This is a genomic window from Nocardia sp. NPDC127579 (genome assembly GCF_042672005.1).
In the GTDB taxonomy this organism is placed as follows: domain Bacteria; phylum Actinomycetota; class Actinomycetes; order Mycobacteriales; family Mycobacteriaceae; genus Nocardia.
This window is the reverse complement of the sequence record NZ_JBHXVZ010000002.1, coordinates 671,605-694,489: the sequence shown is the minus strand read 5'-3', so window position 1 is coordinate 694,489 and position 22,885 is coordinate 671,605. Positions and strand designations below refer to the sequence as shown.

22 protein-coding genes are annotated in these 22,885 nt (G+C 68.1%); 15 read left to right on the top strand and 7 right to left on the bottom strand.

Annotation, left to right across the window (positions count from 1 at the left end; genetic code table 11):
• The first annotated feature begins 8 nt into the window (after positions 1–8).
• Together ACFVMC_RS10730 and ACFVMC_RS10725 are read left to right on the top strand one after the other, a co-directional pair.
• Complete coding sequence (locus tag ACFVMC_RS10730) at positions 9–962, top strand: helix-turn-helix domain-containing protein (protein WP_379208900.1); 954 nt, start codon at positions 9–11, stop codon at positions 960–962.
• A gap of 54 nt (positions 963–1,016) precedes the next feature.
• Positions 1,017–1,700 carry a DUF998 domain-containing protein gene (locus ACFVMC_RS10725; RefSeq protein WP_379208898.1) on the top strand — a complete coding sequence of 228 codons (684 nt, stop codon included), beginning with the start codon at positions 1,017–1,019 and terminating at the stop codon, positions 1,698–1,700.
• Between the two features lie 4 nt (positions 1,701–1,704).
• Here ACFVMC_RS10725 and ACFVMC_RS10720 read toward each other — a convergent pair whose 3' ends face one another.
• Entirely contained in the window at positions 1,705–2,562 is an 858-nt protein-coding gene (locus tag ACFVMC_RS10720; RefSeq protein ID WP_379208896.1) for a helix-turn-helix domain-containing protein, read from the bottom strand.
• A gap of 170 nt (positions 2,563–2,732) precedes the next feature.
• Between ACFVMC_RS10720 and ACFVMC_RS10715 the strand changes: the two genes are divergently transcribed.
• Genes ACFVMC_RS10715 through hisN form a run of 3 tightly spaced genes read left to right on the top strand, consistent with a single transcriptional unit; the run spans position 2,733 to position 4,641 of the window.
• Positions 2,733–3,308 (top strand): NADPH-dependent FMN reductase, encoded by a 576-nt coding sequence (locus tag ACFVMC_RS10715; protein WP_379208894.1) that lies wholly within the window; start codon positions 2,733–2,735, stop codon positions 3,306–3,308.
• 50 nt (positions 3,309–3,358) lie between these two features.
• Positions 3,359–3,802: a hypothetical protein gene (locus ACFVMC_RS10710; protein ID WP_379208893.1), complete on the top strand. Its 444-nt coding sequence runs from the start codon at positions 3,359–3,361 to the stop codon at positions 3,800–3,802.
• A gap of 56 nt (positions 3,803–3,858) precedes the next feature.
• On the top strand, positions 3,859–4,641 hold the full coding sequence (gene hisN / locus ACFVMC_RS10705; RefSeq protein ID WP_379208891.1) for a histidinol-phosphatase: 783 nt from the start codon (positions 3,859–3,861) through the stop codon (positions 4,639–4,641).
• On the opposite strand, the gene ACFVMC_RS10700 is transcribed toward hisN, so the two are convergent.
• Positions 4,638–5,150 (bottom strand): GNAT family N-acetyltransferase, encoded by a 513-nt coding sequence (locus ACFVMC_RS10700; RefSeq protein WP_379208889.1) that lies wholly within the window; start codon positions 5,148–5,150, stop codon positions 4,638–4,640. The two genes, hisN and ACFVMC_RS10700, sit on opposite strands and share 4 nt — an antisense overlap.
• A gap of 182 nt (positions 5,151–5,332) precedes the next feature.
• Between ACFVMC_RS10700 and ACFVMC_RS10695 the strand changes: the two genes are divergently transcribed.
• Complete coding sequence (locus ACFVMC_RS10695; protein WP_379208888.1) at positions 5,333–6,241, top strand: SMP-30/gluconolactonase/LRE family protein; 909 nt, start codon at positions 5,333–5,335, stop codon at positions 6,239–6,241.
• Here the strand turns inward: ACFVMC_RS10695 and ACFVMC_RS10690 are convergent.
• Positions 6,238–7,668, bottom strand: a complete 1,431-nt coding sequence (locus ACFVMC_RS10690) for an ArnT family glycosyltransferase (RefSeq protein ID WP_379208886.1) — start codon at positions 7,666–7,668, stop codon at positions 6,238–6,240. The two genes, ACFVMC_RS10695 and ACFVMC_RS10690, sit on opposite strands and share 4 nt — an antisense overlap.
• A 294-nt stretch (positions 7,669–7,962) precedes the next feature.
• On the opposite strand from ACFVMC_RS10690, the gene ACFVMC_RS10685 reads away from it, so the two are divergent.
• Together ACFVMC_RS10685 and ACFVMC_RS10680 are read left to right on the top strand one after the other, a co-directional pair.
• A complete protein-coding gene (locus tag ACFVMC_RS10685; RefSeq protein ID WP_379209523.1) occupies positions 7,963–9,357 on the top strand; it encodes an acyl-CoA dehydrogenase family protein in 1,395 nt (464 codons plus the stop codon).
• A gap of 32 nt (positions 9,358–9,389) precedes the next feature.
• The gene (locus ACFVMC_RS10680) at positions 9,390–10,610 is read left to right on the top strand and encodes an acyl-CoA dehydrogenase family protein (protein ID WP_379208885.1); all 1,221 of its coding nucleotides are present in this window, start codon (positions 9,390–9,392) and stop codon (positions 10,608–10,610) included.
• A gap of 373 nt (positions 10,611–10,983) precedes the next feature.
• On the opposite strand, the gene ACFVMC_RS10675 is transcribed toward ACFVMC_RS10680, so the two are convergent.
• Complete coding sequence (locus tag ACFVMC_RS10675; protein WP_379208883.1) at positions 10,984–11,448, bottom strand: T6SS immunity protein Tdi1 domain-containing protein; 465 nt, start codon at positions 11,446–11,448, stop codon at positions 10,984–10,986.
• A 9-nt stretch (positions 11,449–11,457) separates the two neighbouring features.
• Positions 11,458–12,264 (bottom strand): helix-turn-helix domain-containing protein, encoded by an 807-nt coding sequence (locus tag ACFVMC_RS10670; protein ID WP_379208882.1) that lies wholly within the window; start codon positions 12,262–12,264, stop codon positions 11,458–11,460.
• A 69-nt stretch (positions 12,265–12,333) separates the two neighbouring features.
• Here ACFVMC_RS10670 and ACFVMC_RS10665 point away from each other — a divergent pair, with 69 nt between their 5' ends.
• The 7 genes from ACFVMC_RS10665 (at position 12,334) to ACFVMC_RS10635 (ending at position 20,450) form a co-directional block, all read left to right on the top strand.
• Positions 12,334–12,753: a DUF3224 domain-containing protein gene (locus ACFVMC_RS10665; RefSeq protein WP_379208880.1), complete on the top strand. Its 420-nt coding sequence runs from the start codon at positions 12,334–12,336 to the stop codon at positions 12,751–12,753.
• 222 nt (positions 12,754–12,975) lie between these two features.
• Positions 12,976–13,698, top strand: coding sequence for an RNA polymerase sigma factor (locus tag ACFVMC_RS10660; RefSeq protein WP_379208878.1), 723 nt, complete (start codon positions 12,976–12,978; stop codon positions 13,696–13,698).
• A 206-nt stretch (positions 13,699–13,904) separates the two neighbouring features.
• Positions 13,905–14,321: a helix-turn-helix domain-containing protein gene (locus tag ACFVMC_RS10655; RefSeq protein WP_379209521.1), complete on the top strand. Its 417-nt coding sequence runs from the start codon at positions 13,905–13,907 to the stop codon at positions 14,319–14,321.
• Between the two features lie 85 nt (positions 14,322–14,406).
• On the top strand, positions 14,407–16,032 hold the full coding sequence (locus ACFVMC_RS10650) for an acyl-CoA synthetase (protein ID WP_379208876.1): 1,626 nt from the start codon (positions 14,407–14,409) through the stop codon (positions 16,030–16,032).
• A gap of 161 nt (positions 16,033–16,193) precedes the next feature.
• On the top strand, positions 16,194–17,834 hold the full coding sequence (locus tag ACFVMC_RS10645; RefSeq protein ID WP_379208875.1) for an acyl-CoA synthetase: 1,641 nt from the start codon (positions 16,194–16,196) through the stop codon (positions 17,832–17,834).
• Positions 17,835–17,934: 100 nt separating this feature from the next.
• Positions 17,935–18,495 (top strand): hypothetical protein, encoded by a 561-nt coding sequence (locus ACFVMC_RS10640; RefSeq protein WP_379208873.1) that lies wholly within the window; start codon positions 17,935–17,937, stop codon positions 18,493–18,495.
• A gap of 500 nt (positions 18,496–18,995) precedes the next feature.
• On the top strand, positions 18,996–20,450 hold the full coding sequence (locus tag ACFVMC_RS10635; protein ID WP_379208871.1) for a PepSY-associated TM helix domain-containing protein: 1,455 nt from the start codon (positions 18,996–18,998) through the stop codon (positions 20,448–20,450).
• 183 nt (positions 20,451–20,633) lie between these two features.
• Here ACFVMC_RS10635 and ACFVMC_RS10630 read toward each other — a convergent pair whose 3' ends face one another.
• Together ACFVMC_RS10630 and ACFVMC_RS10625 are read right to left on the bottom strand one after the other, a co-directional pair.
• Positions 20,634–20,879 (bottom strand): hypothetical protein, encoded by a 246-nt coding sequence (locus ACFVMC_RS10630; protein ID WP_379208869.1) that lies wholly within the window; start codon positions 20,877–20,879, stop codon positions 20,634–20,636.
• An 11-nt stretch (positions 20,880–20,890) separates the two neighbouring features.
• The gene (locus ACFVMC_RS10625) at positions 20,891–22,621 is read right to left on the bottom strand and encodes a sodium:solute symporter family protein (RefSeq protein ID WP_379208867.1); all 1,731 of its coding nucleotides are present in this window, start codon (positions 22,619–22,621) and stop codon (positions 20,891–20,893) included.
• Positions 22,622–22,885 lie beyond the last annotated feature (264 nt).

The following is a 22,885-nucleotide window of genomic DNA, read 5'->3' as shown; positions in this document are numbered from 1 at the left end:
TTCCCCATGTGTCGAGGGTAACGCTGGTGGCCGCGATCGGGCGAGCGGTTTTCCTCGCCGCCCATCCCCTACGCCAGCAGAGCCCAGCCGATCCGGCGCCCAGTAGCCTGGGCCGGGTGGAGGTCGAGAACGCACTCGGTGCGGGCTGGGATTTCGCGGGGCCGTACGCGGCCGCGCCGGACGCGGCGATCATCGGCTACCGCGACCTGGGTGGCACCGGGGTGGATCTGCGGGTCGCGGCGTCGACGGTGGTCACCGTGGTGATCGAGTTCGGGGGCCGCGAGCTGATCGTCGACGACACCGGCGGGCGACAGCACCTGGGGGCGTTCGCGGTGGGACTTCCCATGGCGGCCATGCGGGTTCGCGGCGAATACGCCGAATGCGTGGAGATTCGCATGTCGCCGATCCGGGCGCATTCGCTATTGGGTGTCGCCGCAACCGATCTGGGTTGTGGCGCGGTCCCCTTGGCGGAGCTGTGGGGGCCGGGGGTCGAGCGACTCCGTGAGCAACTCGCGAGCGCGGCGACCTGGGAGGAGCGGTTCGCGCTGACGAGATCGATGCTGGCGCACCGTGCCACGCCGCTGCGGGCGCCGGACCCCGAGGTGATCGCCGCCTGGCAGCGCATACTCGGCTCCGGTGGTCAGGCACGGGTCGGCGAGCTCGCCGAATCCCTCGGGTGGAGCCGAAAGCGGCTGTGGGCCAGGTTCGAATCCCAGATCGGCCTGACGCCCAAGCGGGCGGCGATGCTGGTCCGTTTCCGTCGCGCGGCCCGCGGTTTGCTGGAAGGCCGGCCGGGCGCGGAGGTCGCGGCGGTCTGTGGTTACACCGATCAAGCGCATCTGAGCCGGGACGTGGCGATCTTCGCGGACCGCACCCCGGGTGCCTTACACGCGGGCGATCTGCCGGGCATCGCCGTGGATCGGTACCGGGCCTGGGGAACATTTTTCCAATCCCCCGCGTGACCGGTCGGTCGATAGTGGGTGCCTACCCCGATCGACGACGAAAGGACACGTGTCGTGACCGACATCCTCAGCCCGGAAACCACCGCCCGAAGTAGCGAAAAACGCTCGGCGACAACGCGAATCCTGCTGGCCTGCGGCATCATCGCTCCGATACTCAATATCGTCGTCGTGCTGGTCCTCGGAGCACTGCGCCCGGATTACAACGCCATGGTGGTCCCCGACAGCAACCTCGAACTGGGGCCCGGCGGATGGATGCAGATCACCAACTACATCGTTACCGGATCGCTCCTGCTCGCCTTCGGCCTCGGCGTGCGGCGCATGCTGCGCACCGGGCGCGGATCTACCTGGGGACCGATCCTGGTCGCCACCTACGGCTGCACCTTCGTCGCGATCGGGCCGATCCTGCCGGACCCGTCGCTGGGATATCCGGTGGGAGAACCGGAGACGCTGACCGTGCACGGCGCCGTGCACACCCTGCTGGGCCTGGTCCAGTTCGGCTCGCTGACCGCGGTGGCCTTCGTGCTCGCACGACGCGGCGCGGCACTCGGCAGCGGCGGCTGGTCCTGGTATTCGAAGGTCACCGGCCTGCTGGTGCCGACCTCGTATGTGGCATTCGCCCTCACCGCCAAGCTGTGGGACGGCGGGCCCGCGGGCCTCATCGAACGGATCGGGATCGCCTTGTGCGGCACCTGGATTGCTGTGCTGGCGATCCGCCTGCTGACCGCCCGGCGCAGGTAGGCGGTCAGCCCGAGACCGCGCGCAGGCCACCGGGCTGGCGGCCCGCGAGTTTGTCCAGGGCCGTCGCGGTCGCCGCATCGGCCGGGAGATGGACGACCAGCTGCTGGTCGTCGTCCGCGGGCAGGTCGAGGGTTTCGTAGGTCAGGCGCAGCGGCCCGGCTATCGGATGCTCGATCCGGGTGGTGCCGGTCGCGGCGGGCAGGTTCGGCACGGTGGCGACCCGCTGGGTGAATTCCGCGCCGGCGACGATCTCGAGTTCGGCGGCGAGGGCGGCGATGGCCGGATCATTGCGGAACGGGCCCTGTTTGAGCGCGGCGACCTGCTCGTCGGCGCGATGCTCCCAGTCGGGATAGAAGTCGCGGGCACGGCTCACACCGAAGGTGAACCGTGCGAGATTGGCCGTGGCCGGATCGTCGAGCAGACCGGTCGACGACATCAGCCGGGCATACCCGTCGGTGTAGGCCAGCACATCGCTGAGCCGGTTCACCACCACCGCGGCGGCGGGCTCCAGATGCTCGAGGATCGCGCGCACCGACGGGCGAACCACCCGGGCCGGGCCCGCGGCGCCCATGCAGTTGAACCCGGCGTCGGCGGCTTTGGTCAAGCGGTGCAGGTGAATCCGCTCGCTCGGCGCGAGGTGCAGTGCATCGGCGATGGCCGACAGCACCGACGGTGACGGGCGGCGATCGCGGCCCTGCTCCAACCGGATGATGTATTCGACACTGACACCGGCGACGGTGGCGAGCTCGGCGCGCCGTAGACCGGGTGTGCGACGACGCGGCCCCGCGGGCAGACCGACATGCGCGGGCGTCACCGCCTCCCGCCGACTGCGCAGGAACAGGCCCAGTTCGTTGTCGCTCACGTGCCTCACTCCTCGTGGCGGGTCATTCCCGCACGCGTCGAACCTAACAAGAACCGGTGGCCGGATGGTGACCCTGGCACTACCACCCTCGCCGCGGTCTTCTTCGGCGCGGCGCGATACCGCAGATTCGAGGAGCGGCCGAATCACGGCCGGACAGTCAGGAGGATTCCATGAAGCTCGCAGTGATCATCGCCAGCGTCCGCGAGGGCCGCTACGGCCCCACCATCGCCCGCTGGTTCGCCGAGCGGACGGTCGCGCACGGCGGATTCGACGTCGACATCATCGACCTGGCCGACTTCGAGCTCCCGCTGGCGCTACCCGCCGTGGCGCCGATGATGGATCCGCAGGGTCCGCGCCCCGCCTCGATCGCCGCGCTCGGCGAACGGCTCGCCGCCGCGGACGCTTTCGTCATCGTCACCCCCGATTACAACCGCGCCTATCCGGCCTCGCTCAAGGCCGCCATCGACTGGTTCGTCACCGAATGGGATGCCAAGACCATCGGTTTCGTCGGCTACAGCGGCGCCAGCGGCGGGATTCTCGCCATCGAGGGCCTGCGCCAGGTCTTCAACGAACTCAACGCGCACACGGTCCGCGAGTACGTCTCGTTCCCGCGCTACTACCTGTTGTTCGAGGACGGCGAGTTGATCGAACCCGCCGGGCCGAATGCCGAGGCGGCCACCATGCTGGACCGATTGCACTGGTGGTCGACCGCTTTGACGGCGGCGCGCGGCGTGGCGGTCGGTTGATCGGCGGCAAGGGCGGGCGTACACGAGCGGTTCGGGCTAGCGTGGCCGACATGGCCGACATCTACCCGCACGATCTCGCCGAAGCCACTCTCGCCGTGCTGCGCCGCCGCGCGCGGACCGCCGGGCTGCCGCTCGGCGGTTACCTCCGCCAGGAGCTCATCGCCCTGGCCCGCCGCCGCAATTCGATCGACACCGTGGTGGAGTTCCTCGACGAGCAGGGGCGCGCCACCGCACCCACCGTCGATACCGGCGCGCTCACCTTGCTCCAGGTGTACGACCTGCCCAGCGATGTCCTCGCCATCTGGTCGCGGCGCGCCCTGGCCGCGCAACTTCCGATGGAAAGCTATGTCCACCAGGAACTGACCGCTTCCGCCCGGCGCACCACCCTCGAGGATTCGCTCACCGAGATCGCCGAGATCCAGTCCCGCAACCCCGAGGTGGACGTCGATCTGGCGGCCGTCGCCGCGGCCGTCCGCTACGCCCGGGGCATGTGACCTCGAGCTCGTGTGCCGAGCGGTGGCGGCGCGGTGCGAGCGGATAGGGTTCGGGCGTGGATGCGCACTCCTCTGACCTCGAACTCGCACTGCGGCTGGCCGACGAAGCCGACTCGATCACCACGGCACGGTTCGGCGCGCTGGACCTGAAGGTCGATTCGAAGCCGGACCTGACGCCGGTGTCGGATGCCGACCTGGCGGTGGAGCAGGCGATCCGGGGGCTGCTCGAGCATGCGCGCCCGGGTGATTCGGTGCTCGGCGAGGAGTTCGGGGGCGACGTCGAATTCACGGGGCGGCAGTGGGTGATCGACCCGATCGACGGCACCAAGAACTTCGTGCGTGGCGTGCCGATCTGGGCGACGTTGATCGCGCTGCTGGAGGACGGTGTCCCGGTGCTCGGCGTGGTGAGCGCCCCGGCGCTGGCCCGCCGCTGGTGCGCCGCCGCAGGCGACGGTGCCTGGTCGACGTTCGGATCACAAGCGGCGAAACAGATCTCGGTGTCCGCGGTGGCCGATCTCGGTTCGGCGAGCCTGGCCTTCTCCAGCCTGTCGGGGTGGCGGGATCGCGGGTTGCGGGAGCAGTTCATCCAGCTCACCGACGACGTCTGGCGGGTGCGGGGATACGGTGACTTCCTGTCCTACTGTCTGCTCGCCGAAGGGGCGGTCGACATCGCGACCGAACCCGAGGTGTCGCTGTGGGATCTGGCCGCGCTGGACATCCTGGTCCGGGAGGCCGGCGGAGCCTTCACCGCGATGGACGGCACACCCGGGCCGCACGGCGGTGACGCGGTCGCCAGCAATGGGCGGCTCCAGGACGAGGTGCTGGGCCGCCTGCGCTAGTCGCTCAGGTCCTTCTCGAACAGGACGACCGTGGCGGTGCCGCGAAACCAAGGCGGTAGCGGCGCTTCCCGGAGTTCGGTGAAACCCTGGGCGTTGTAGTACTTGCGCAGCACCTGGTTGTCGGCGGCGGTGTCGAGTCGCTGCCGGGTGAGGCCCCGCGCCCGGGTGTGATCGGCACAGAACCCGATGACGCGCGTCCCGAGTTCCCGGCCGCGCTGCTCCGGGGCGACCATCAGACCGTGGATGTATCCGGCCTCGGCGTCGTCGGCGCCCCAGAAATCCGGGTCACGCCAGATCAGCCGCACGGTGGCGATGAGCGCGCCGGCCTCGCGCCAGATGAACCATTCGCCGCGCGCAACCTCGGCGCGCACCATCTCGACCGTGTACTCGCCCGGCAGCCACTGCGCGATCGCGTTGTCGACCATCCACCGCGCCAGCCGGTCGCGCAGCGCGACGATATCGGCCGCGTCGCCTGCCCGCGCCACCTCCATCGGAGCCACTTCGACCATCACCTCTCCTTCCACCCGTGTTCGACAGTACCGCGCGTGGGATCGAACGAAAGCGGCTGGCGAAGGGCACATTTCAGCAGCCTGTCGCGTGGTGGCCGGATGAGCGTCCGGCTGTTAGGTTGACTCGCATGACACAGGGGCTGGGGAGACGCCGGATTCGAGCGATCGGGGTGGCGTGCGCGATGACTGTCGGATTGCTCGCCGGACCGCCTTCGGCGGTGGCGGATCCCGGAACCTGTTCGGCGGGTTGGACGGTCGATCGCGTCGTCAGTGGCATCGGTAATCTGGAGAACCTGGATTCCGACGGGGCGGGCGGCTTCTATGTGACCGGGATCGTCGATGGATATCTCGCGCACATCGATGCGCGCGGGCAGGTCGAGAAGCTGGTGACCGGACTACAGAATCCGGCCGGTGTGCGGGTGGCCGGGAAGTACGTCTATTTCGTGACCGGCGACGGACTGACCGCCGGTCCGGGCACCCTCGAACGCTACGACCGCGAAACTCGCGAGGTGACAACACTGCTCACCGGGCTGAACGGACCGAACGGCCTGCTGTTGCTGCCCGACGGCGACCTGCTCTTCACCACCATCGGTGTGACCGGCGTGCCGACCGGCATCTCGCGGTATCGGCCGAGCACCGGCGAATACACCAGGACCTGGGCCAATGTGCCACTGTCCAACGGTATCGCGCTCGCACCCGACGGCAAGTCCATCTTCACCGACAATATGACGTTGCGGATCTTTCGTGTCTCACTGGATCGGCCCGCCGAGCAGACGGTGATCGCGGGCGCGCCGCGCCTGATGGGCCTGTTCGACGATATGGAGGCCACCCGCGCGGGTCAGCTCTTCGTCGCCGACCACATGCAGGGCGCGATCTATCAGATCGACACCGCCAGCGGCGACTCCTGTTCGATCATCACCGGCCTGATCAAACCGGCCGCCACCCGCACTCCGCCGGACGGCGCGACCTCGGTGCGCATCGCGCGGGACGGCGACGCCTGGACCCTGTTCGCCACCAGCATGGACGGCACCCTCTACCGCCTGCGCCCGCCCGCGGGCCTCGACCTCACGCCCGCCACGCCGCAGCGTTAGCCGAGACGCCGGGCCCGGGGCCAGAGTTCGGCCCACGGCCCGCGCGGATCGCGGCAGATGTGGATGGGTTCGCCCTGCTCGTCGTTGTCGATGCCGAGCCCGTTGTCGATGTGGCCCGCGGGGCGACAGTCGGCGAAGAACTCGGCCAGCCGGACACCGTCGATGCCGACGGTGATCACTTCGACGGCGGCATCCGACGGCGGACCCCACCACCAGTAGGCATTGTGGCCGGAGTGTGGGACGGGCAGATCGTAGGCGGCGCCGAATCGCTCGATGGCGCCCGCCTCGCCGTAGTTGGCGGTGAGTACGGCGACCGACGGGCCGAGGTGAGCACGGACCGCACCGATCCGGCGCGTGAACTCGGGCCAGCCGATGGTTTCGCCCGCGTCGTAATTGAGCGCGGGCACCGGCGAATCGGCGAAGGTCGACAGGGGTAGGACCGGCAGGAACAGGACGGCCGACACCGTGGCGTTCGCGGCGACGGCCGATATCGCTGCCGCCCAGCGGATTCGACGGGAACCCAGCCGGGCCGCGACCGGCACCGCCGCGGCGGCCAACAGCACCGGGTACATCCCGCCCAGGTAGTAGGCCTTGCCGCCGGTCACCAGGAAAAGCGCGAACAGCAGCGCGTATCCGACCGCGAAGGCGCGATACCGGGGCGCACGCCACACACGCCACAATCCGAACACCCACAGCGGCACCAGTAGCGGCCCCATCAAACCGAACTGCGTGAGCACGAACTCGATCGGCGTGTCCGAGGTGCCCGAGGACCCGCCAGCGATCGCCCGGCTCAATTCCCACTGCGGCCAGCCGTTGCGCGCCTGCCACAGCGGATACGGCAGCCAGATCAGGCCCGCGATCGCGATGGCGATCGGAAAGTACCTGGTGGCGAAGACTTTTCGCGATCCGGCCAGCACCAGCGCGACGGTCAGCGCGAGCACCGGGAACACCAGCAGGACCTTGTTCTGCAACCCGAGGCCCACCGTGGCGCCGATCGCCACCCACCAGCGCGGGTCACCACCGTCGAGCAGCTTCACTACGAACAGGCTGATCAGTGTCCACGCGGCGAGGTCGAACACGGCCGTGCTCAGCGTGTGCCCCATCCCGAGCACCATGGCCGCACTCGCGACACAACCGGCGGACAGCGCCCGCGCCGCACGTCCGCCGCCGAGTTCGGCCGCCATCCAGCCCGCGCACAGCACCGCGAGCACGGCGGCCAGGATCGCCGGAAGCCGCAGCAGCACCAGGGAATCCGCGTCGATCGACGTCATCACCCGGGCCACCAGCGGAGTCAACGGCGGCTGATCGGCGTAGGCCCAATCCAGCCGACGTCCGGCCGCCACGAAATACAACTCGTCACGGTGATAGCCGTAGCGCCCGGCGAACACGGTCAGCAGAGCGGCGAAAGCACCTGCTACCCAGTACATTCCGCCAGGGTCCCACACCCCGGGGTGGCCCGGCGGCAGATCGCGGACTTGCCCTCGCCCGGCTCCGGTCCGAGGGTTTGCCCGGCGCTCGCCGACGACCGGGAACGGCGCTGGACCTCGGGCAACCAGCGCCGGCGTGTTAGGCCCGGCCACAGGTTCGGCCATCCCCCTGCCGTGACCGCGAACAACCACGTATGCTGCGGCTCGACGCTTTTCTTACCGAGGAGTAAGATAGACTTACTCCGCAGTAAGATAGCTGGGAACAGACCTCACCCACCCACCCGAGAAAACATGGTGATGATGAGCACTCGAGACAGCGCAACGACGCGACGTCAAGACACGTCCGCAGTCGGCCTCAGCCAGCCCAAGCGGGACTGGATGGGGGCGGCGATGCGGGTGATGACAACCCTCACCGGGTCCGAGCTCGCCGAGAAGTACAACCTGCGCAAGCCGATCGAGCGAGTCACCTACGAAGGCACCAAGACCGGGTTCCGCACCCTGGGCGCCGCCACCCGCGCGTTCAACAAGGTCGCCGGCGGCGGCGCGCCGAAGCGCCTCGCGGACAACGAGTCCAAGAGCAAGGATCTCTTCGACATCACCCCGTCCGACGAGCAGGAAATGATCGTCCAGACGGTCAAGGAATTCGCCGCCGAGATCCTGCGACCGGCCGCCCACGAAGCCGACGCCGCCACCAAGGCGCCGCGCGACCTGCTCGAGCGGGCCGCCGAACTCGGCATCACGCTGATCAACGTGCCCGAGGAGCTCGAGGGCGCGGCCGCCGAGCGCGGCGCGGTCACCAACTCGATGGTGGCCGAGGCCCTGGCCCACGGTGACATGGGTCTGGCCCTGCCGATCCTGGCGCCCTCCGGTGTCGCGGTCGCGCTGGCCCAGTGGGGCACCGACGCCCAGCAGAAGACCTACCTACCCGCCTTCACCGGCGAGAGCGTGCCGCAGGCCTCGGTCGTGATCAGCGAGCCGCGCGCCCTGTTCGACCCGTTCACGCTGCAGACCAAGGCCACCCGCTCCCCCAGCGGCTACCGCCTCAACGGCGTGAAGTCGCTGGTGCCGGCCGCCGCCGACGCCGAGTTGTTCCTCGTCGCCGCCGAGCTGGACGGCCGCCCGGCCATCTTCATCGTCGAGTCCGACGCCCCGGGTCTGGTCGTGGAGGCCGACCCGAGCATGGGCCTGCGCGCGGCCGGTATCGGCCGGCTGCTGCTCAACGACGTCGCGGTCGGTGTCGATGCCATCCTGGGCGAGGGCGACGCCAAGTCCCGCGCCGAGGACTACGCCGACGCGGTGCGCCTGGCGCGCCTGGGCTGGGCCTCGCTCGCGGCCGGCACCGGCCAGGCCGTGCTCGACTACGTCATCCCCTACGTGAACGAGCGCGAAGCGTTCGGCGAGCCGATCTCGCATCGGCAGGCGGTGGCGTTCATGGTCGCCAATATGGCCATCGAACTCGACGGCCTGCGGCTCGTGACTCTGCGGGGTGCGTCACGCGCGGAGCAGGGGCTGTCGTTCGCGCGCGAGGCGGCGCTGGCGCGCAAGCTCGCCACCGACAAGGGCATGCAGATCGGCCTGGACGGTGTGCAGCTGCTCGGCGGCCACGGCTTCACCAAGGAACACCCGGTCGAGCGCTGGTACCGCGATCTGCGGGCCGTCGGCGTCGCCGAAGGTGTCGTGCTCATCTAACCGGCTCGTTCCTTACTTCAGGAGACTTCCCCATGATCAATCTCGAACTCCCCAAGAAGCTGCGGGCCAGCGCGAACCAGGCGCATCAGGTCGCGCAGGAGATCTTCCGCCCGATCTCGCGCAAGTACGACCTCGGCGAGCACGACTACCCGGTCGAGCTGGACACCATGGCCGCCATGGTCGAGGGCCTGGCCGATTCCGGCACCCAGAAGATCGGCGGCGCGGCCGGCGGCCGTTCCGATGATGACGAGCACGCCACCGAGCTGCTCGGCAACAGCAACGGCGGCAATATGTCGGCGCTGCTCAACGCCCTGGAGACCTCCTGGGGCGATGTCGGCCTGATGCTGTCGATCCCCTACCAGGGCCTGGGCAATGCCGCGATCGCCGCCGTCGCCACCGACGAACAGCTGAAGCGGTTCGGTAAGGTATGGGCGGCCATGGCGATCACCGAGCCGTCCTTCGGTTCGGACTCGGCCGCGGTCACCACCACCGCCGTGCGCGACGGCGACGAGTGGGTGCTCAACGGCGAGAAGATCTTCGTCACCGCCGGTCAGCGGTCCACGCACATCGTGGTGTGGGCGACCGTGGACAAGAGCCTGGGCCGCGCGGCGATCAAGTCGTTCGTGGTGCCGCGGGATGCCCCGGGCCTGTCGGTGGCGCGGCTCGAGCACAAGCTCGGCATCAAGGCCTCCGACACCGCGGTGCTGCTGCTGCAGGACTGCCGGATTCCCGCCGACAATATCCTCGGCAGCCCGGAAGTCAACGTGGAGAAGGGTTTTGCCGGGGTCATGCAGACCTTCGACAACACCCGCCCGCTGGTCGCCGCGATGGCGGTCGGCGTCGCCCGGGCCGCCCTGGAGGAGCTGCGTGCCGTGCTGACCGCGGCCGGTGTCGAGATCTCCTACGACACCCCGCCGAACAACCAGCATGCCGCCGCGGCCGAATTCCTGCGTATGGAAGCCGATTACGAGTCCGCGTACCTGCTGTCGCTGCGCGCCGCGTGGATGGCCGACAACAAGAAGCCGAATTCGCTCGAGGCCTCCATGTCCAAGGCCAAGGCGGGCCGCACCGGCACCGACGTGACCCTCAAGGCCGTCGAACTCGCCGGCACCATCGGCTACTCCCAGCACACCCTGCTGGAAAAGTGGGGCCGCGACTCGAAGATCCTCGACATCTTCGAGGGCACCCAGCAGATTCAGCAGTTGATCGTGGCGCGCCGTGTACTCGGCAAGACCAGCGCCGAACTCAAGTGATGCCGCGTTCGATGGGTGTACAGTTATCCACGTCACGTAAGTGATGCTGGCGGTGGGACGCCGCGTCAACGACGCCCCACCTGATGGGTCCTACTGATTCCACAACCAGCGGACCAGTGCGATAGCCCCGGCGACCACGGCGCTTGCTACCAACAGATAGCCGTAGTCGACCGGGGCATCACGCTTTGCCCGTCGATGTTTGCCAGCCATTCCCATCACCTCCTACCTGGGCGCGATGTGTGGACCAGGTCCACCGCCCCTCGGCAGGAGGTTCAGGAAATATACCCAAGCGGGCCAACGACTTTCAGCCGAACTCGAAAATCCGTTCGAATATGGACATTTGTCGCTTATCGCCCATTCGTGCTGGTTGTCACTACTTCGGGGCGAGAATGTCCAGGTTCACTTCGGCGCCGGGCGGGAGGTCGGCGATCTGGTGGTGGATCTGGCCGGCGATGTTGACGCTGGCTACGAAATCGGTGACCTGGACGTTGGCCACCTCCAATTCACCGCCGAGGATCGGCGGGTGGGCGAAATCGTAGACCTCGTTGTCGGCGGGGACCAGACCGGTTTCGGCGGTGTCGGCGGCGAGCGTGGCGAGTAAGTACTGCTCCATGCCGTCAGGGGTGTCCAGGTCTTTTTCCAGGTCGTCGGCGTTGTCCCAGGGACGGGTGAGTTCGCCGTTGAGGGTATCGAGCCACCACAGGCCCTCTTCGGAATCGAAGAAGACATCGCCGAACAGCGACGCGCACAGCGGTGTTTTCCCCTCCAGGCCGATCCATTCCCAGGAGGCGAGGGCGGACTCGAATTGTTCGGTCGTGAACGACTTGATCAATTCCACGCCCACACCCTACAGACGTTGCGGCGATCGGCCACGATAAACGGCCGGAGGTCGGCCTGTCGCGGATTTGAAGTCCCGGGCGAAATGAGCCTGATCGGCGTAGCCGAGTTCCGCGGCCACCGTCGCCAGATCCACGTCGGCGTCCGCCAGACGCTGCGCGGCTTCGTGCAACCGGTAACGCTGAATAACCCATTTCGGCGTGACACCGACCTGCTCACGAAATAACTTCTGCAACAGACGTTTTCCGATTCCGAATCGGTCGACGAGGTCGTCCACCCGCAGGATGCTCCGGTCGATGAGCACGGTGTCGACGATCTCGTTGACCAGCGCGGCACGCGATCCGGGCGGGGAAAGATGTTGCCGGACGAACTCTTCGGCCACCGGGCCCCGATCATCGATCGGGGCGGTCGCGATACGGTCGGCGAATTCCAGTGCGGCGGAACCGAAGATGTCCGTTCCGGGCAGAACACGGTCGGTGAGCGCGGCGACCGATCGCCCGAATACCGCGTGGAATCCGGCCGGACGGAATGTGGTGCCGAAGATTTCCCCGCGCCCCGTCAGCGCATCACTGAATTTGCCGCGCAGCACGCCGTGCACTCGGCACCGGCCCTCGGCGACCACGAGCACGACCGCCGGATGCGGCAGTACTTCGACGACATGCGGCGCGCGACCACGCAGATCCCAGCGCACCGCCCAGTGGTGCGCGACGATTCCGGCCAGATCGGGAGCGGCCGGGATGAACGATTCCCGATACAACCCCTCCCCCGCCCGCGGATCGAGCAATCCGCGCGGCGGGCCGTGCGCGCTCGCATCCATCTCCCCATTGTGCTGCCCGTTCGCGTTTGTTCAAGACCGCCGCGGCACCCTGGAAATACCGTCGGCGCCATGACCGATACAACCACCGCTTCCGGCACCATCGAATCGAAGAGCTGGGAGCACAACGAGTACGCCGCCCTGGCCACGAACGGTCCGAGCCTGGCCATCGCGAAGGGCTTCGACCTGTACCGCGGCGACCTCGAGGGTGACGCCGACTGGCAGGGCCTGATGATCACCTCGGCCGACGGCAGCGGCACCTTCGACAGTGTGCAGCGCACGCGCGGCACCCTCGGCGGTCGCACCGGCACGTTCGTGCTCCGGATGAGCGGAACCTTCACCGCCACCGGCGATTCCCGCGCCGACTGGTCGATCGTCCCGGGTTCCGGCACCGGCGAACTGGCCGGGATCTCGGGTACCGGAGGCTATGAGTCACACGCGGGCGAGAGCGCCTACACACTGCACTACAGCTGCCCGGAAATGTGCCGATAGCTTCTGCGCCAGCTGGCTGCTGTGGGGTGGCTACCGGCCGCCGGGCACGGCAGATTCGAGGTACCGGCAGGTCGGGTTCTTCCGCCGCCGGCGGCTTTGGCCAGCTCACAGCGCTGAGCGCGGCCGCATCCGCGCCCCAGTTGCTCATCTGTTGCGAGACAGGGGGTTACGCCACCGCACCCGCCCTATTACCTTGGAAAAAGCCGTGCAGGAGGTGGTGGGGTGGCCAACGACGCGCATGTACCGAGCGATGGCGGGCCCGTGCAGTTCGATCCGATGGTCGAGGCTGCCGAACAGGAGCTCTTCGACCTGGTCAGCGCGACCGGATTCCGTGGTCCCGCATGGGACCTACTCGCCGATCGATTGGTTCGGTACGGGCTGGTGGTGCTGACCGCCTGGCTACGTTCCGGCCATATCTTCGCCGAGGCCGAGGAGATGGGGCGCGATCTACATCCGTCGAACCAGGAGCGCCAACTGGTGTCGGTGCGATTGAGCGAGGATCTGGCGAACGACACCGTGTCGGCCGCGCTGGTCAGTTTCCGGCGAAAAGCGCTGGCGGGTACGGGCTGGCGGAAGGACGGCGGCGCCAGCATGTCGGCCTATTTCATCCGCTCGTGCCTGTATGCCTTCGTCGACGCGTTTCGAAGATACCGGCGCACCGGGGAGCTGTCGGAGGTGTACGACGAGCCCGCGGGCGACTTCCGCGATCCCGGCAGCGGTACGGATCTGGCCGAATCCGTGGTGAATCGCCGAGTGGTGTACACGTATCTGGCCGAACTATCCGAGCGGGACCGAAATCTGGTTTGGGGAAAGGCTTCCGGATACACCGAGGCCGAAATCGCGGTGCTCTTCGATTGGCGTTCCGCGAAAGCGGTGGAGCGCCGCTGGGCCAGATTGCGGCTCGACTACGCCTGGATCAACCGCCTCGCCGGAAGGGAGCAGTGATGGCATTCGACGACAGCGCGGCCCGCCGGATCACCGATCTGATCGAGGCCTCCTCGATCTGCGATTCCACCATGTACCCAAGGCAATTGCGGATCGCCGCCACCCGCGTGCACGCGATCAGGCTGCGTGCCACCGCGCTGGAGCAGACCTACGACAGCGGCAATGTTCTCGCCTTCCCGGACGAAACCGACTCGGCCACAGAGACTCTGCCGAATTTCACTGTCCGCTTGAACAAGCTCTTCGAATCGGTGCGCGCGCCCGGGCGCAGGCTGTACACCAATGCCGAGGTCGCCGCGGCGCTCACGGCGTCGGGCCATCCGATCTCGAAACCATATCTGTCCCAACTACGTTCGGGACGTCGGCGGAATCCGTCGAGCGAAACCGTGGCGGCGCTGGCCCGCTTCTTCAAGGTGCGGCCGGACTATTTCTTCAACCACACCTACGCCGCGCAGATCGACCACGATCTGACCCTGCTGGCCATGCTCCAGGGCAACGGTCTGCGGCGGCTGTCCAGCCGGGCTTTCGATCTGTCCGAGGAGTCTCAGCACCTGCTCGCCACACTCGCCGAGCGCCTGCGCCTGAGCGAGGGACTGCCCGCCATCCCGCCCGACGGAACGGAATGACACCAATTGGATTCAGTCTGCTGTGACGCGAGCCACACACTGCTACCGTGTGGCTGTTGTTGGTCCGCCCACGGAGGGTGTTCGCATGCAGGCCGCACATGTGCTGGAAGTCGTGAAAGCACTTGGCGTGCTTCGCAAGCGAGGGGTGACCGATCCGAGCCGGCCACGCGAAACGCTGAAGACCATCCGGGATTCCCGAGTCTTCGGCCCGCAAGCCACCGCCATCCGGCATTCGGCGCGGACGGTTCCCGACCGGGTCGGCCTCGCCGACGAGCGCGGCGAGCTGACCTACCGGCAGCTCGACGAGGGGTCCAACGCGATCGCGCGCGGTCTGCGCGCGGCCGGGCTCACCGAGGGCATGGTGATCGGCGTGCTCGCCCGCGACCACCGCGGCCTGATCCTGGCCATGGCCGCCGCGGGCAAACTCGGTGTGCGGATCGCCCTGATGAACACCGGGTTCGCCAAACCGCAATTCGCCGAGGTGTGCGAGCGCGAACAGGTCCGGGCGATGCTGTACGACAGCGAGTTCCTCGACCTGCTCGACGCCCTGCCCGCCGACCTGCCGCGCTACCTCACCTGGGTGGACGAGGGCACCGCCCTCCCCGAGGACGCGCGAACTCTCGACGACCTGATCGCCGCCAACTCCGCCGCAGCGTTGCCCGCACCGAAGCGGCCGGGCGGGTTCATCATCCTTACCAGCGGCACCACCGGCCTGCCCAAAGGCGCACCGCGCAGCAAGATCACCCCGATCGCGCCCGCGCAGCTCGCCGACCGAATCCCGTTCCCGTACCGGGGCACCCAGGTCATCGTGTCGCCGATCTTCCACAGCACCGGCCTGGCCACCTGGATGCTCGCCGGATCCCTCGGCAACAAGGTCGTGGTGCGCCGCCGCTTCGACGCCGAGGCGACCCTGCGGATGATCGCCGACCACCGGGCCGAGATGCTGGTCGCGGTACCGACCATGCTGCACCGCATGGTCGAACTGCCCGCCGAGGTCCGCGCGAAGTACGACCTCACCTCCCTGAACGCGATCGTGCTCGCAGGCTCGGCGCTGGCGCCGGAACTGTGCCTGCGCGCCACCGAGGCCTTCGGCCCGGTGCTGTACAACCTGTACGGATCCACCGAATGCGCGGTCGCCACGGTCGCGACCCCGGTGGATCTCGCACTCGCGCCCGGCACCGTGGGACGCGCGCCCGTCACCTGCGAGGTCCGCCTCTTCGACGACAACGACCAGCGGGTCACCGCGACCAACACGACCGCGCGCATCTTCATCCGCTCCGGCGCCCCGTTCGAGGGCTACACCGACGGACGCCACAAGCAGATCATCGACGGCTACATGTCAAGTGGCGATGTGGGCCACTTCGACGAACACGGTCTGCTCATGGTGGACGGCCGCGACGACGACATGATCGTCTCGGGCGGCGAGAACGTCTTCCCCCAGGAGGTGGAGAACCTGCTGCTGGAACGACCGGACGTATTCGACGCGGCGGTGATCGGCGTGGACGACGTCGAGTTCGGCAAGCGCCTGCGCGCCTTCATCGTCCCCGAACCCGGACACTGCCCGGACGCCGACGAGATCAAGGCGCACGTCCGCGATACGCTGGCCCGCTACAAGGTGCCGCGCGAGGTGATCTTCCTCGACGACCTGCCGCGCAACCCCACCGGCAAGCTGCTGCGCCGGGTCCTGGTGGAGTACCAGGTCGAAGGCTAGATCGCGGTCGTCCGCGCCTTCCTCGCGGTCGGTATCCGAGCCGCGTGAGATACATGACACAGCCTGTTACAGATGCTTGCTACTGTTAGCGGCAGCACTGGATCTCGATGTTGCGGTCTACACCACTCCGCACCGAGTGGGATCGCGGAAGGTTGTACTCGATGTCTCTGTCCGGCACCGCCCGCAAGGTGGGCGACCTAGCTTCCGGCGTCAATGTCATGCGTAAGCGGGGGCTCTTCAATCCCCTCCGGCTCGATCACGCCGCCAAGTCCGCGATCAATGTCCTGAAGTTCGGCCCGTTCGCGGGCGTGGTCATGCACGCCGCGCAGGGCACCCCGCAGGCGGCGGCCATCGTCGACGAACGCGGCGAACTCACCTACGGTCAGCTCGACGAGCAGTCCAGCGCGCTGGCCCGCGGCCTGGCCGCGCAGGGCCTGCGCCCAGGTGATGTGATCGCCCTGCTCGCCCGCGATCACCGCGGCATGGTGCTCAGCCTGCTCGCCGCCGGCAAGCTCGGGGTGCGCGCGGTCCTGATGAACACCGGGTTCGCCAAGCCGCAGTTCGCCGACGTCGCCGCCCGCGAGCAGGTCAAGGCGGTGCTGCACGACAGCGAGTTCTTCGACCTGATGAGCGCCATCCCGGCCGACATTCCGCGCGTGCTGACCTGGGTGGACGCCAAGGACAACGCGGACCCCTCGATCCCGACCATCGAGTCGGTGTCGGCGGGCCAGTCCACCGAGACTCACCCCGCCCCGGAGAAGCCGGGCGGCATGATCATCCTGACCAGCGGCACCACCGGCACGCCGAAGGGCGCGCCGCGCGACCGGGTCAGCCCGATCGCCTCCGCTCAGTTCCTGGACCGGGTGCCGCTGCCGCAGGGCGGCACCATGCTCATGGCCGCGCCGATCTTCCACGGCACCGGCCTGTCCCAGTTCACCCTCGGGCTGGCGCTGGGCAATCGGGTCATCTTCCAGCAGCGCCGCTTCGATCCCGAGGCCACGCTCGCCAATATCCAGAAATACCGGGCGAATTCGCTGATCGTGGTACCGACCATGTTGCAGCGCATCCTCGACCTGCCCGAGGACGTGCTGGCCAAGTACGACCCGAGCAGCATCAAGGTGATCTTCGCGGCCGGATCGGCGATCGCGCCCGACGTGGTCACCCGCAGCCTCGACTACTTCGGTGACTCGCTGTACAACCTGTACGGCTCCACCGAGTGCGCCGTCATGACCGTGGCCAACCCGGCCGAGCTGCGCAAAGCGCCGACCACCGCGGGCCGGGCGCCGGTCGGCATCCGGATCGCGCTGCTCGATGAGAACCGGCAGCCGATCACCGCGCCGAACGTCACCGGAACCATCTTCGTGGACAACGGTTTCGCGTTCTCCGGCTACACCGACGGCCGCAACAAGGAAATGGTCGGCACCCTGATGTCCAGTGGCGATGTCGGCCACTTCGACGCCGACGGGCTGCTCTACATCGACGGCCGCGACGACGACATGATCGTCTCCGGCGGCGAGAACGTCTTCCCGCTCGAGGTGGAGAACCTGATCGCCGGCCGCGAGGACATCTTCGAGGCCGCGGTCGTCGGTGTCGACGACCGCGACTACGGCAAGCGCCTGCGCGCCGTCGTGGTGCCGAGCCCGGAGTCCAAGCGGGATCCGCAGGAGATCAAGGACTACGTCAAGGCCAACCTGGCCCGCTACAAGGTGCCCCGTGAGGTGATCTTCCTCGACGAGCTCCCCCGCAACGCCACCGGCAAGCTGCTGCGTAAGCCGCTGATCGACATGGACGTCGAAGGCTGATCGCAGGAACCTCGGCCGCGCCCGCACTCGTATCGAGTGCGGGCGCGGCCTGTTTCCCGAGCCGAGATCCGGCGGCGCGCGGGCGGGCTATCATCAGCGGGTGAACGAGTTCGGCCGGCCCGCTGCGGGGTCTCGCAGCGCCGTCGCGCGGGTGCGCGGCGCGGCGGCCGGATCGATCTCAGGGGCGATCGCTCTCGCCGCGCACGGCTGGGCGTCGGGTGCGATGCCGCCGGAAGGCAGCACGCTCATGCTGCTGGCCGCCGCCGCCGCGGTGATCGGCGCGTTGGTGGCCGGTCTCGCGCCGCTGCGCGACTCCGCCGGTGGGCTGATCGGCGCGCTGGTCGCGGGTCAGCTGCTGGGGCACGTCACCATGGGGCTCGGCTCCGGGCACGTCCAGCACGGCGACGCGCAACTCACCCCCGCCATGCTCGCCGCACACATCGTGGCGGCCGTTGTCGCCGCCTTCGTCATCCGAGGCGCGGAAGCGGCCTACCGAATCGGTACCGCCGCACTGGCTCGAGTCGTACCGGCCCGCTATCGCGCGCCGGCCATCCCCGCACCCGCACCCCTGCGGACCCGCCATCGCGACCACGTCATCCTGCGCGTACTCGCGGCCGAAACCCTCCGCACCCGAGGCCCGCCGCACACCGCTCGCATCTGATTCCCACTCCCGGTTCGACCGCCGGATGCCGCACTGGATCGACACGACCGTCATCGGCGATTCACGCCTGATCCACGGCGACCACGTCAGGCCACACCCATCGCAGATGATCCGCCCAGCCGCAAACATCGGCGGCGGTGCGACCATCCACGACAGCCCGTGACCGGCACGCTCATCCACCGGACAGCACGGCCGACCCACGATGGACCACGCCGGATCGACAGGTACAGCATCAGGTCGTACCTGTTGCAGATGACCTGTCGGCAGCTGTCGCGATTCGCGGCTGACGCGCATGGCTACAACGGTCCGTGCCCGCGACCGTGCTGTGGCGCCGTGCCGATCGACGGATCTCATGCGGCTTGGCTACGGCCACGTGCCCGCACAAGCCGCGGTTGGCGACGGGCTCGCGCATGGACCAGCCGCGCGATGTGCCGGTTCACGTATGCCGCTGCGCTGTGCCGACGGCGACCGGGGTTCCTCCTAGAACGAAACGAAAGACTGTGAGCACAACTGAAATTCTGGATGCCGACGATTCGGCGACGCCGCCCGAATCCGCGTCGGAGAGATCCGCGCCCGGACGTGGCTGGCAAGCGCTGGCGCTGCGGCTGCACTTCTACGCGGGAGTGTTCGTCGCGCCGTTCATCCTGATCGCCGCGGTGACCGGGGCGCTGTATGCGATCTCGCCCACATTGGAAGACATCACCTCACGCGAGCTGCTGAAGGTCGAGCCGCAGGGCGCGCCGCGCTCGCTTGCCGAACAGGTGAACGCGGCGGTCGCGACCCGGCCGGAGCTGGCATTGGTCGCGGTGTCTCCCGCGCCCGGGGCCGACGACACCACCCGTGTCCTGTTCAACGATCCCGCGCTCGGTGAATCCGAGCGCCGTGCGGTGTTCGTCGATCCGTACACCGCACGGCCGGTGGGCGACTCCGTCGTCTACGGCAGTTCCGGTGCACTGCCCATGCGCACCTGGATCGACCAGCTGCACCGCAGCCTGCACCTGGGCGAACCCGGCCGCCTCTACGCCGAACTCGCGGCGTCGTGGCTGTGGATCATCGCGCTCGCGGGTCTGGCGCTGTGGGTCCGGCGGGTGCGTGTGCGCCGTGGACGGAACTCGGCTGCCTGGCTGCTGGCCCCGGATCGCTCGCGGACCGGCCGGGCAAGGAGTATGAATTGGCATGGCGCCCTTGGCATCTGGGCGCTACCGCTGCTGCTGGTGCTCTCGGCGACCGGTATGACGTGGTCCACCTATGCCGGTGCGAACGTGACCGAACTGCGCGAGCAGCTGAGCTGGGTCACGCCGTCAGTCAACACCGAGCTGCCCGGATCATCGGCTGCCGCACCGGCTTCCGGCGGCGATCACCACCATGGCGGGCACGCCGCACCGCAACCGGAGAACCCGCGGCAGCGGATCGCCGAGCTCGACACCGTGTACGACGTGGCGCGCGCGAACGGCATCACGCAGGGCGCGGAGATCAGCGTGCCGTCGCGGGCGGGTCAGGCGTTCACCGTCAAGGAACGGCGGATGCCCGGCACCTATACCGTCGACGCGGTGGCGGTGGACGGCGCGAGCGGCACCGTGACCGACCGACTTCCCTATGCCGATTGGCCGCTCATGGCCAAGCTCAGCAACTGGGGAATCGCCTTCCACATGGGCCTGCTGTTCGGGTTGCCGAATCAGCTGCTGCTGTTCGCCGGGATGCTGGGCTTGATCGCCGTGCTCGGCTACGGCTATCGAATGTGGTGGCAGCGCAGGCCCACTCGCGGGTCGGCGTTCGCGCTCGGCCGCGCACCGCGCGGCGGCACACTGCGCGGTGCTTCGCCGTGGCTCAGCGTGCCGCTGATTCTCGCGGCGGTGGTCGTCGGCTGGTTCGCGCCGCTCGTCGGCATCAGCCTGATCGCGTTCCTGATTCTGGACCTCACGCTCGGCGTGGTCCAGCGCGCCCGTACCAGCTGATTCGCACGCGCCGAGCGCTCCCCTGACCGGGCGCGCTCGGCACACCCGCTGATTCCGCACGCGCCGAGCGAGATTGTGCTCGGCACCGACGGGGACCGGCATATTCGTGCACTGCGCCGCGCGAATGCGCTGCGCTGCCGTGATTCCCACGGTTCACGCACGAATATGCCGCCCCTCGAACCCCTACTTTTCGAGATCGGGCCCCTCGGCGGTCGGCCGAGTCTGGTCCGGAACCACCGGACGCAGCACCGCCCAGGCGATGAACGCCGTCCCGACCGCGAGCATGCCGAGCCCCGCCCACAGGTTGACGTTCCAGTCACCGGTCTTCGCCTTCTCCTCTGCGGTGTTGGCCACCAGACCGGTGATCACCAGAATGACCCCGTACAGCCCGAGCAGCGCGCCGACGATCGTGCGAATGTCGAAAAGCATCGCGGTACTCCTTATCCGGCGATCACGTTGAGGGCGATGACGAGTACCAGCGCGATGCCCGCGAGCAGGACCGGGCGCTGATACCAGGGCAGCGTGGCCTGCTCCGGGTCGGTGCGCATCGACTCCGGCGTCTCGGAGTAGACCAGGCCGACCAGCTCGGCGGCCGGCTTGGGCCGGGTCACCATGGTGACGGCGACGCTGACCACGATGTCGACCACGAACGCGACACCCGCGGCGACGAAGCTCGAGCCCTGACCGGACAGCGTGAACACACCGTTCTCGTGCAGCAGGAAGACCACGACCGCCGACAGCGTGCCGCACACCAGGCCCATCCAGCCGGCGGTGGGCGTCATCCGCTTCCAGAACATGCCGAGGATGAAGGTCGCGAACAGGGGCGCGTTGAAGAAGCTGAACAGGGTTTGCAGGTAATCCATGATGTTGCTGAAGTTTCCGGCGATCATCGCGGTAAAAATGGCGGCGACGGTGGCGCCGACGGTGGCCACACGGCCGACGGTCAGGTAGTAGTGATCGGGCCGATCCTTGATCACATACTGCTGCCACAGATCGAAGCTGAACACCGTGTTGAACGCGGAGATATTGGCCGCCATGCCCGCCATGAACGCGGCCAGCAGCCCGGCAAGGCCGACACCGAGCAACCCGTTGGGCAGTACCTCCTTCATCAGGTACAGCAGCGCGTCGTTGTATTTCACCTCGCCGCTGAAGTCCGGGTCCGCCGCCTTGGCCTGTTTGAACTCGGCCATCTGCGGGACGAGCACCGCGCTGATCATGCCCGGGATCACCACGATCAGCGGAATGAACATCTTCGGGTACGCGCCGATGATGGGCGTGCGCCGCGCCGCCGAGATGGAGTGGGTGGCCAGCGCGCGCTGCACCTCGACGAAGTTGGTGGTCCAGTAGCCGAAGGACAGCACGAACCCGAGACCGAACACGATGCCCAGCACCGAGAGGAAGTTGTCGGTGAAGCCGCTGAGCTCGTTGCCGGGCCAGGAGCTGAGCTGCGCCGCGCCGCCGGGTGAGGCGGACACGCGGTCCTTCAAGCCGTCCCAGCCGCCGACTCGATGCAGACCGACCAGCGTCAGGGGCAGCAGCGCCGCCACGATGACGAAGAACTGCAGCACCTCGTTGTAGATCGCCGCCGACAGACCGCCCAGCGTGATGTAGGACAGCACGATCACCGCAGCCACGATCACCGAGATCCACAGCGGCCAGCCGAGCAGCACATTGACGATGGACCCGAGCAGATACAGGTTCACCCCCGCGATCAGCACCTGGGCGATCGCGAAACTCAGCGCGTTCACCAGGTGCGCACCGGTGCCGAAGCGCCGCCGCATGAACTCGGGCACACTGCGCACCTTGGAGCCGTAGTAGAACGGCATCATGACCACGCCGAGGAACAGCATGGCCGGCACCGCGCCGATCCAGAAGTAGTGGAAGGTGGGGAATCCGAACTGGGCGCCGTTGGCCGACATGCCCATGATCTCGACCGCGCCGAGGTTGGCCGAGATGAACGCCAGGCCGGTCACCCAGGCGGGCAGCGAACGCCCGGACAGGAAGAAGTCGATGCTGTTGGAGACCCGGGACCGGGCCAGCAGGCCGATGCCGATCACGAAGACGAAATACAGGGCTACCAGTGCATAGTCGACCGGTGCTGCGTCCAGCCGGAGCTGGTCGGCGGCCAGCGGGCCGACGGTCGAGGCTACGGGTGAATCGGCAAGCGGCACAGCGTCGTCCCTCCTGGCGGTGAAACCTGGCGTGGAGCACATTGTCGGCTGCCATCCACTGTGCGCCGCAGCGCCGCGCCGCACGGCGTATTCGCGGATAAACCTGGTCAGTTGCTCAGAGACGCCCCGGGGCCCATCGCGCCACTCGAACAGACGTGCCGAAACGTGACCAATACCACATGAAATGCCAACGGCGGCAAGGACATCGGCATTCATTCCGGCGACACGCCGCACGCGTGCCGGAATCTCCGCGTCCCCATGCGC

Excerpts from the sequence above, each read along its gene's own strand:
- ACFVMC_RS10715 (WP_379208894.1), top strand. The coding sequence starts at position 2,733 with ATGAAGCTCGCAGTGATCATCGCCAGCGTCCGCGAGGGCCGCTACGGC.
- ACFVMC_RS10710 (WP_379208893.1), top strand. The coding sequence starts at position 3,359 with ATGGCCGACATCTACCCGCACGATCTCGCCGAAGCCACTCTCGCCGTG.
- ACFVMC_RS10700 (WP_379208889.1), bottom strand. The coding sequence starts at position 5,150 with ATGGTCGAAGTGGCTCCGATGGAGGTGGCGCGGGCAGGCGACGCGGCC.
- ACFVMC_RS10695 (WP_379208888.1), top strand. The coding sequence starts at position 5,333 with ATGACTGTCGGATTGCTCGCCGGACCGCCTTCGGCGGTGGCGGATCCC.
- ACFVMC_RS10690 (WP_379208886.1), bottom strand. The coding sequence starts at position 7,668 with ATGTACTGGGTAGCAGGTGCTTTCGCCGCTCTGCTGACCGTGTTCGCC.
- ACFVMC_RS10680 (WP_379208885.1), top strand. The coding sequence starts at position 9,390 with ATGATCAATCTCGAACTCCCCAAGAAGCTGCGGGCCAGCGCGAACCAG.
- ACFVMC_RS10670 (WP_379208882.1), bottom strand. The coding sequence starts at position 12,264 with ATGGATGCGAGCGCGCACGGCCCGCCGCGCGGATTGCTCGATCCGCGG.
- ACFVMC_RS10665 (WP_379208880.1), top strand. The coding sequence starts at position 12,334 with ATGACCGATACAACCACCGCTTCCGGCACCATCGAATCGAAGAGCTGG.
- ACFVMC_RS10650 (WP_379208876.1), top strand. The coding sequence starts at position 14,407 with ATGCAGGCCGCACATGTGCTGGAAGTCGTGAAAGCACTTGGCGTGCTT.
- ACFVMC_RS10645 (WP_379208875.1), top strand. The coding sequence starts at position 16,194 with ATGTCTCTGTCCGGCACCGCCCGCAAGGTGGGCGACCTAGCTTCCGGC.
- ACFVMC_RS10630 (WP_379208869.1), bottom strand. The coding sequence starts at position 20,879 with ATGCTTTTCGACATTCGCACGATCGTCGGCGCGCTGCTCGGGCTGTAC.